The organism is Capsulimonas sp. (assembly GCF_039929585.1).
GTDB lineage: Bacteria > Armatimonadota > Armatimonadia > Armatimonadales > Capsulimonadaceae > Capsulimonas.
On record NZ_JBDSQY010000198.1, the window covers coordinates 1 to 8849 of the forward strand.

Annotated in this window: 9 protein-coding genes; 2 read left to right on the forward strand and 7 right to left on the reverse strand. The window is 60.4% G+C overall.

Going from position 1 to position 8849, the window contains the following annotated elements:
- Positions 1–325: 325 nt before the first annotated feature.
- The 7 genes from ABIZ35_RS14495 to ABIZ35_RS14525 form a co-directional block, all read right to left on the reverse strand.
- Positions 326–931, reverse strand: coding sequence for a hypothetical protein (locus ABIZ35_RS14495; RefSeq protein ID WP_348220630.1), 606 nt, complete (start codon positions 929–931; stop codon positions 326–328).
- A gap of 1 nt (position 932) precedes the next feature.
- Complete coding sequence (gene metF, locus ABIZ35_RS14500) at positions 933–1823, reverse strand: methylenetetrahydrofolate reductase [NAD(P)H] (RefSeq protein WP_348220631.1); 891 nt, start codon at positions 1821–1823, stop codon at positions 933–935.
- A 61-nt stretch (positions 1824–1884) separates the two neighbouring features.
- Positions 1885–2478, reverse strand: a complete 594-nt coding sequence (locus ABIZ35_RS14505; protein ID WP_348220632.1) for an SIS domain-containing protein — start codon at positions 2476–2478, stop codon at positions 1885–1887.
- Entirely contained in the window at positions 2454–3737 is a 1284-nt protein-coding gene (locus ABIZ35_RS14510; protein ID WP_348220633.1) for a heterodisulfide reductase-related iron-sulfur binding cluster, read from the reverse strand. Before ABIZ35_RS14510 ends, ABIZ35_RS14505 begins: the two co-directional genes overlap by 25 nt.
- Positions 3734–4966 (reverse strand): FAD-binding oxidoreductase, encoded by a 1233-nt coding sequence (locus ABIZ35_RS14515; protein ID WP_348220634.1) that lies wholly within the window; start codon positions 4964–4966, stop codon positions 3734–3736. Before ABIZ35_RS14515 ends, ABIZ35_RS14510 begins: the two co-directional genes overlap by 4 nt.
- A 55-nt stretch (positions 4967–5021) precedes the next feature.
- Positions 5022–6659: a GMC family oxidoreductase gene (locus tag ABIZ35_RS14520; protein ID WP_348220635.1), complete on the reverse strand. Its 1638-nt coding sequence runs from the start codon at positions 6657–6659 to the stop codon at positions 5022–5024.
- Positions 6656–6985, reverse strand: coding sequence for a gluconate 2-dehydrogenase subunit 3 family protein (locus ABIZ35_RS14525; protein WP_348220636.1), 330 nt, complete (start codon positions 6983–6985; stop codon positions 6656–6658). Before ABIZ35_RS14525 ends, ABIZ35_RS14520 begins: the two co-directional genes overlap by 4 nt.
- A 144-nt stretch (positions 6986–7129) precedes the next feature.
- On the opposite strand from ABIZ35_RS14525, the gene ABIZ35_RS14530 reads away from it, so the two are divergent.
- Positions 7130–7564 carry a hypothetical protein gene (locus ABIZ35_RS14530; protein ID WP_348220637.1) on the forward strand — a complete coding sequence of 145 codons (435 nt, stop codon included), beginning with the start codon at positions 7130–7132 and terminating at the stop codon, positions 7562–7564.
- 170 nt (positions 7565–7734) lie between these two features.
- The gene (locus ABIZ35_RS14535; RefSeq protein WP_348220638.1) at positions 7735–8823 is read left to right on the forward strand and encodes a WGR domain-containing protein; all 1089 of its coding nucleotides are present in this window, start codon (positions 7735–7737) and stop codon (positions 8821–8823) included.
- The last annotated feature ends 26 nt before the right edge of the window (positions 8824–8849 follow it).

Sequence of the window (8849 nt, forward strand, 5' to 3'; positions counted from 1 at the left end):
TGGCCGCAAGACGCCCTATGAGGCGACAGTCGAATGGTACGGGAAACGGCCCGACCTATTTAACCAGGAGCCTACCCAGTTCCGAACGCGTCACAGTTGTTCACAATGTGATGAGACTTGACATCTACCCATATTTGAATGACCTTGACGATTTAAGTTGTCTCCCCGATTTCAGCTTCAGCGGCTGAGAGAAGGCGATGTCAGCGCGGCCAGCAATCATCGACGACTGACAGCGCCCGCGCAATCAAACAGGCGCTCTCGAACATGTCATCCCAGCTTATAGCCGTTCCTCTGCCAGGGGTGAGCGATCAATCTTACGAGCAGTTCATTCGGCGGCGTCCGGCGCACGCTTGCCGAACGCTTCCCAGTAGCGGCCGCCCAGCTCCCGAAATTGATCGAGATCGTACATTCCCCCATTCGTGTCGGAGAAAGATACGCAGGCGGCGTGAATGAACACATAATGGTAGGCGTCCTCGTCGTCGAGCAGAGTTCCTTCCAAACGGAAACCGACTTGGTCCTCAGATTGCGCTATTTCTGCGTGTGAGGTATCGATCCTCACTTCGTCGTTCTGTAAGCGTTTCTCCAGCGCATCCCAATCCACCGATTGCTCACGCCATTTTGGATCGTATCCGGCTGTCAATTGAAGACGCTCTCGCCCAGTCGCAATCTGAGGAATCATCGGCGCGGAAGGCCATGGGTAAAAGGCGCTCGCACGTACGGAAATTACGGATTCAAACTTGAGAAGAAAGCGCGTGTCTTGTGGAAGGTTGTGAAAACTCGCGACATAGCCCACTTGAAACGACAGCGTGACCGCGCCGGCCGCCAAGTCAGAATGGATGTTGTTCAGATAACCGTCGTGCAGCGTCACCCATAGCGATTCGGCGATCACTCCTTCGGGAAGCGAAGTCCAATCTGCAGCGATCTTTTCCAATCTACTTCCCCGCCGCCACCTTCGGCAAATGGCCGGACGCTCGCAGCGCCTGCGTCACCTTCACTGAGGACACGGATTTGTTGAGCGTGTAGAGATGCACGCCGGCCACGCCGTTGTCGATCAGATCGCGGCACTGGGCGGCGGCGTACTCAACGCCGCGCGGAACGATTTCTTCGTCGGAGCCTTCGCCGAGGAAATCGGTCAGCTTGGCGGGGATTTGGGAGCCGCCGAGTTCGGAAAAGCGCGGGAGCTGGCTGAGCGATGTCACCGGCATGATGCCCGCAATCAGAGGCAGAGTGACGCCGACGGCGGCGGCGCGGTCGCGGAATTGGTAGAACGTGTCGTTATCGAAGAAGAGCTGGGAGACGGCGAAGTCCGCTCCTACATCCTGTTTGGCCTTCAGAATCTCAATATCCAGATCGACGGTGCTCGACTCGGGATGCTTCTCGGGATAGAACGCACAGCCGATATGGAAGTCGAAGTTTTGGCGGATGAAGTCCACCAAATCGCACCCGCGCCCGAAACCTTCGGGATGCGGCGTGAACGTCGGATCGTTCTTCGGGCGGTCGCCGCGCAAAGCGAGAATAGTTTTCACGCCTGCTGCTTCCAGCTGTTCGAGAATGCCGCGCAGTTCGCTCTGCGAGTGGCCGACGCAGGTCAGGTGCGCCACCGTCTCAATACCCAGTTCGCTCTGGATCCGCCCGACAAGCTCCACGGTCTTCTGACGCGTGGAGCCGCCCGCGCCGTAGGTCACGGAGACGAAGTCGGGAGCCTGACGCGCGATCGTGCCCAGCGAGGAATACAGAGTTCCCCACCCACTCGGATTCTTTGGCGGAAAAAACTCATAGGACAATGTTGGCGTCTTCGCCTTTAATTTGTCGATAAACGGCATCTGAAATCCTAAAACTCTGTCTCCCCTCTCCCAGTATTGGGAGAGGGGCTGGGGGTGAGGGCTATTCTAAATCCAAAACAACGCGCTCGATCTTTTCGCAGAGCACGTGCAGCATCAATTGATGGCACTCTTGAATACGCATCGCCGACGGGTGCTCGCTTTGAACAATAAACTCGTAATCGCAGAGGCCCTTCGCTTTACCGCCGGTCTTGCCGGAGAAGATCGCGGTGATGAGGCCGCGCTCGCGCGCTTTCAGAATGGCGCGCAGGACGTTTTCGGAGTTGCCGCTGGTGGTGAAGCCGATGAAGACATCCCCTGGGCGGCCGAGCGATTCGACCTGGCGCGCGAAGATCTCGTCGAAGCCGTAGTCGTTGCCGATGCAGGTGAGCAGGGTGCCGTCAATGGACAGACACATGCCCGGCAGGGACTTGCGCTCGCGGTAGAAACGGCCGGTCAGCTCTTCGGCGAGGTGCGCGGCTTCCGCCGCCGAGCCGCCGTTGCCGCAGGTCATCATCTTACCCCCCTGCGCGAACGACGCCAGCAGCGCCGTCGCAAGCCCCGACATCGCTTCTTCAAAGACGAGTATGCCATTCAAGTCGCGCTGCAGCTGGGCGACATGGTCTGCGAGTGTTACTCCGAGTGTGTTGGTGGACAAAGCGCCTCCGCAAGCAGCGTGACCGGATGGGCCACGCGAATGAGATTTTCCGAATCGGCCGCGAGACCGGAATTGATCCAGGACAGACAGCCGGGGTTGCCGGTCGCGACCACGCTCGCGCCGGTCGCCCGAATATTGGCGATCTTGCGCTCGCGCAATCGGGTCGCCATCTCAGGCTCCGTCAGATTGTAAATGCCAGCCGAACCGCAGCAGATCTCGCTTTCTTTCAGCGAGACGAGCGTGGCGCCGGGAATAAGCCCCAGCAGCGCCCGGGGCGCGTCGCGCACGCCCTGACCATGCGCGAGATGACAGGCGTCATGGTAAGTCATCGTCAGTGGCTCGGACGACAGGGGCTGAAGCGGCGCCACCCAGCCCAGTTCGTCTAAATATTCGCTCACATCGCGCACCTTGGCGGCAAAGGCGCGGGCTTTGACGAGATAAATGGGATCGTCCGCGAGCAGGGCTTCGTAATCCTTCATCATGCTGCCGCAGCCGGCGGAGTTGACGATGATGGCGTCGAGGCCGTCCATGGGCGAGAAGGCGTCGATCAGCTGCTTCGCTAACCCACGCGCTTCGTCCAGCGCCCCATTGTGCGCGTGCAGCGCGCCGCAGCAGCCCTGGCGGCGGTTGACCAAAACTTCGCAGCCGTTCGCGGCCAGAACGCGCACGGTGTCGGCGTTTGTGTCGCCGTAAAGAACACGCATCACGCAGCCCGCGAGTACGCCCACCCGCGCGCGTTTCTTTCCCACAGCCGGCGTGTAGGCCGGCGGCAGCGGTGGGTTGATCTTGTCCGGCAGCTGGACATGCTGCGTCTTCGCATTCGAATCGCCTGAGAGCATCTTTAATGCGAGCGCGGGGATGTCGCCATCTGTGACACGCTTCGCCACGGTCATCGCCGCCGCCATCCGCGAGGGATGCGTCAGCGTCCCCAACAGCGCCTTACGGGCTAGCGTCTCTTGAATAGGACGGTCACCTTCGTTGTCGATCCGCTCGCGCGCGACTTCGATCAAATGACCATAGGGCACGGCGGACGGACACGCCGTCTCACAGGCGCGGCAGCCCAGACACGCATCAATGTGCTGCCGCAGATCTTCATCCTTCGGCGACAAACGCCCTTCGTGCAAAGCGCGCATCAGCACGATCCGCCCGCGCGGGCTATCCGCCTCGCTGCCGGTCTCCAGGTAAGTGGGACAGGCGTTGAGGCAGAGGCCGCAGTGGACGCAGGTCATCAGATCGTTTGTGTAGGAATCGTCGTTCATAATTGCCCCACAAACCGCCCCGGGTTCCAGAGCCGCCCCGGGTCCAGCGTTTCCTTCAATCCCCGCATCAGCGCGAAGTCTGAAAGCAGAGGGAACCAGATCGGTTTGTCTTGGACGCGCAGCTCATCGGGCATGCGCTCGACGATGAAGCTGCCGCCGCAGCGGCTCGCTTTGTCAAACAGATCGGGCCAGAGTGCATTCCAGTCGGACGTCTCGGACGCCGGGAGAAAATGCGCCCACATCATGCCGAGCGCGGCGTCCGTTGCGACTTGAGCCGTGAAACCGGCGCGGCGGGCGGTCCATTCCAGCATGCGCGAGAAGGCGCCGACCTGGGAGGAAAGGATATGGAACGCGCAGGTCATGGGCGACGGCGCGTGGGCGAAGTCGCGTAATCGTTCTCTTATTGTACCTGCTGTCCCCGCGTCCAGCGCGCCCGCCCCCAGGGTCTCCACCTGCCAGGCGACGGATTCTTCGTCGCCGTCGAAGCCGACGATCAGCATCTGGGACGGCTCCACGCCGTCCGGCATTTCCAGAAGAGCACGCGCCGCCTGCGGGCTGAGCAGATACAGAAACGAGGGGACCAGTTCAGACGCCAGCAGCGAATCCAGCACGTCCTCGCTGTTGTGTTCGGCTTCCAAAGGCAGCAGGACGGTGGCGGACGTTTGCGGGAGGGGGGAGACCTTAAACGATGCTTCGACGATCAAACCAAGCGTCCCCAGAGAGCCGCAGTACATCTTGGGTAGGTCATATCCAGAAACGTTTTTGACAACGCGGCCGCCGCCTTTGATTAATTCCGCGCGAGCGTCAATCACGCTGACGCCGATCAGCGAATCGCGCACGCTGCCGTATTGCAGGCGGCGCAGACTGTCCGCGCGGGCCGCGATGATCCCGCCGACGGTTCGGAGCTCCGGCTGGGCGACATCGAGCGGCAAAAACTGGCCCTGTTCGCCAAGCAGGGTTTGCAGGGCGGCCACCGTCATCCCGGCCTCGACTGTCACCGTCATATCCGCCGGCTGATAATCGACCACGCGACCCAGATTTTGCGTCGAAAGCGCCAGATCGTAGCGCTCAGGGGCATAGCCTAAATGCTGGCGGGTTCCCCCGCCCCACGGGACGATCGCCGCGCCCTTGGGGGCTTCACGCACGATTTCCTGTACGGCGGCGATGGTGCTTGGAGCGGCAGTCGCGGCGGGGGCGCGGCCAAAGAGATCGAAAGAGCCGTTCGTCATAGACGCAAAGTATAGCACGGAGACCGGAGGAGGGTCAAATCTTAGCGTTCGATCTTCACCAGGACCGAACAATATGGCCGGCGACACGGAACGAAAGCGCCAGGATCGTCAGCACAGGATTGAAGCCGCCGTTGGTGACATGCAGCGATCCGTCGGCGATATAAAGATTATCGAAGCCGTGGACACGGCCCCATGGGTCCGTGACCGAAGTCTTTGGATCGTGGCCCATGCGGCATGTGCCGGCTTGATGCTGACCGCCGCTCAGCCCCAGCGTCGCCGCATCGCTGCGGATATTTTTGGCGCCGCTTGCGCGCAGCCACTCTTCAGCGCGGGCGTTCATAAAGGCATGCACACGCAGGGTTTCGGGATGGGTGGCGCCGGAAATGCGCACGACCGGAATGCCCCAGCGGTCGCGCACGTTCGGGTCGATCTCAACACGCGCCGTCGGGCTCGGGATGTCGTGCACGGGGCCAAAGACCCGGAGCATGCGCGTGTAGCTGTGACGCACCCATTGCTTGTACTCCAAACCGCGCCGAGGCATCCCAGGCGGCGCGATCCCTTTGACGAAGTTGATCGGCTGCATAATAAAGTCATCGCAGAGCATACCGCCGCCGACAATGCCGTCGTTGTTATGGTTGAAGCGAATGGTCGCCGTGGTCGGCCCTGGCCCAATCCCGTCCCAAACGGGTTCGTCCATCCAGCCATAGGCTCCGGCGTAGAAGTGCCCCTGCAGGCTGCGCCCGACCTGGTCCGAGTTGTTTCCGAGACCGCTGGGATGCGTGTCCGTTTTGGAGTTCAGCAGCAGTCGCGCCGTCTCCACCGCGCCGCCGGATAAGACCACGACTTCCGACGACGCCGTGACCTGCTCGCCTTGAGCGTTCCAATAAACGACGCCGGTTGCGTGGCCGTCGCCACCAACGATCACACGCTCCGCCATCACCTCGGTCTCCAGCGTGCAGAGTCCTGTGGCGAGGGCGCGCGGGATCATGGTGTTATGCGTTCCATTTTTCGCGTCGGTTGGGCAGGCGAAGCCGACGCACTGCTGGCAATGGACACAGGCGTCGCGTCCGCCTCGCGGCGTGCTGTTGATCAGCAGGGGAACATGCTGCGTATCCCAGCCAAGCGCATCCGCTGCAGCCCGCAGCGCACGCCCCTGCGCGTTCATCATCAGCGGCGGCATGGGATATTCTTTGTGGCGCGGACGGTTCTTTCCGGCGTCTTCCTCGTCGCCAGCAACACCCATTTCCCATTCGGCTCGCTCATAATCCGGCGCTAAGTCTTCGTAAGAAATCGGCCAGTCGGCGAGGCTGGAGCCGTCGGGAACGCCGTACTTCGACGCCATGCGAAAATCATCGGGAAGATAGCGCCACGCCTGCGCCCCGTACACCTGCGTTCCGCCGCCGACCGCCGCCGCATTGTTCTGATAGGCGCCGTCGGTGGCGTCAATCACACGGACGCCGCCTTCCAGATCCACGGCGACGCGCGGATTATCCTTCAAATTCGGCCCCGCATTGACGCCATACAGCGAGAGGCGCTGGTTGCGCAGATGATCGCGGCCGACATCGGCAAACGTCATCCGTCGTCCACGCTCCAGAAGCAGCACACGCTTTCCGGCTTCGGCAAGCAGCGCGGCGGCCACACCGCCGCCCGCGCCCGCTCCGACAACGATCACATCGTAAATATTCGCCGTCATGCCGTCACCTCGTAGCCGATCATACGCCACGCCACGCCCTCTTTGTTGCCGCCGTTGCCGGGATCAGCGTAGAAACCTTCCATTGTATGCTCGACAAGAAGATCGAAAAATGCACTGTGGAATTCAGTCCCGGACGCACTCGCGCTCGCAAGCTCGCGCAGACCCTCCTGATAGATCGGGAGAAAGCGCGGATCGCGTATCATGAGCGCTACTAAGTAGTCGCCCACGCCGGCGTCCCAGCCGTTCGGGTAGTCGTCGGCGGGGATAATCTCATTCACAGCGGCTTGAAGCGTTCTGATTTCCTGGGGAGTGAAGACAGTGTTCAAAAAAGTGACCTCGTGGGGAAAAGTATATCACGGCGAACAATCGCCGTCAAATTGATGGAACCTGAAGATGATTGCGCGCGTCAATGAAATACAGCCGCACGATGAAGAGTGCGGATCACAGCGAAAACAAGGAGTGTTATCGATATGTTCAATACAGGAAAACGAGCAGGCCTGGCGCTGCTGCTGACAATGGGGATGGGGACTTTGGCGGTCCAATCGAACGCGGCGAATCTGCGCTGGAGCGGTGATGTGGACGACAAGGCCACCATTCGCATTTCCGGAGAAGACGTGCGTGTGCGCGCCACTTCGGGCGGCGTGAGTAACGAGCATCATGATTTCCAAGGCGGTGGCCTGCCCAATCGCTCGGTCAATGTGAACTTGCGCAAAACCGACGGGCGCGGGACGGTTCAGCTCGTGCAGGAGCCGAACGCAAACAACAACTACACCGCAGTCGTGCGGATCCACGACACCGATTCGGGAAAAGGCCATTACAGCTTCGACCTGCAATGGAACGACCGCGGCGGACGCGGGCGCAACCGACGCGGATATGTTCCCACCGGCCACGGCGGCTGGCGTTAAAACGAATCCCCAGTGATAAGAACGAGAAGAACTCTCCCGTTTTTATCACTGGGGATTTTGTCTTTCGCGCCACATGAGAATTCTCGTATTCACGACGGCTGGTATGCTCACCCAGCCCATATTTTCCCAAGCGCCTGCGGTACACTCAAACTACCAAGGGAGCTTCGATCATGACATCTACCATCCACACCAGTTCACGTTTATTCTATCGCGATGGATCTTCCGACAAAGAGTACCATGCGGCGATCAATGAGGCGGAGGGCGGTTACACCGTCACGTTCGCTTTTGGAAGGCGCGGGAATGCGCTCTCGGCGGGGACAAAGACCAACACTCCCGTGACGCTGGAAAAGGCGCGACAGATTTACGACAAGCTGATTTCGGAGAAGACTTCGAAGGGCTATACGCCGGACGGTTCCGGCGCGCTGTTCGCAATGACTGAAAACGCGGCGCGCATCTCGGGACTGGTCCCGCAGCTTTTGAACTCCATTGAGGAGGAGCATGCGCGGCGTCATATCGAAGATAACGCCTGGTGTCTGCAGGAGAAGTTCGACGGCAAAAGGATCATGGCGTCCGTCGCGAGCGGCGCCGTCACAGGATCCAATCGGAAAGGGTTATGCGTCTCCATGCCCCAGGAAATCAGCGACGCGCTTGCCTTGATTCCCGATTGCGTGCTGGATGGCGAGCTTCTTGGAGACAAGTATGTCCTCTTCGATCTGCTGGCCCAGGGCGCGGATGATTTGCGATCTCAGCCATATCGGAAGCGCTTTGAGGCTCTGCGCGCCATTGTCGGAAACACGCCGTTTCTGAGTGTGGCGGAGACGAGTTGGAATCAAGTAGAGAAACAAGCGCTTTACGACACGATCGCGGCGCGCGGCGGCGAGGGAGTCGTATTCAAGAAAGCGGACGGCGTCAGTGTCGCGGGACGTCCCGCCTCAGGCGGATCGCAGGTGAAATGCAAGTTTTATGCGACCTGCACGTGCGAAGTCGCGGCGGTCAACGATCAGCGCAGCGTTCGACTGCAATTATTCGACGAAGCGGGCGCCCCCATCGCCGTGGGCAGCGTCACCATCCCCGTCAACAAGCCCGTTCCCGCAGCCGGGGCGCTCGTGGAGATCCGTTATCTTTACGCCTACAAAGGCGGCTCGCTTTATCAGCCTTCGTACCTGGGCGAACGGGACGACTTGTCGCGCATAGACTGCGCAATTTCCCAGCTCAAATACAAGCCCGAGGGAAAACAAACCGAAGATGAAGAAGGATAATGGGGGGGCGATGGCGCACACAACTA

Bases quoted from the DNA above. Each gene is read 5' to 3' on its own strand.
- ABIZ35_RS14515 (WP_348220634.1), bottom strand. From the start codon at position 4,966: ATGACGAACGGCTCTTTCGATCTCTTTGGCCGCGCCCCCGCCGCGACT.
- ABIZ35_RS14520 (WP_348220635.1), bottom strand. From the start codon at position 6,659: ATGACGGCGAATATTTACGATGTGATCGTTGTCGGAGCGGGCGCGGGC.
- ABIZ35_RS14535 (WP_348220638.1), top strand. From the start codon at position 7,735: ATGACATCTACCATCCACACCAGTTCACGTTTATTCTATCGCGATGGA.
- metF (WP_348220631.1), bottom strand. From the start codon at position 1,823: ATGCCGTTTATCGACAAATTAAAGGCGAAGACGCCAACATTGTCCTAT.
- ABIZ35_RS14530 (WP_348220637.1), top strand. From the start codon at position 7,130: ATGTTCAATACAGGAAAACGAGCAGGCCTGGCGCTGCTGCTGACAATG.
- ABIZ35_RS14510 (WP_348220633.1), bottom strand. From the start codon at position 3,737: ATGAACGACGATTCCTACACAAACGATCTGATGACCTGCGTCCACTGC.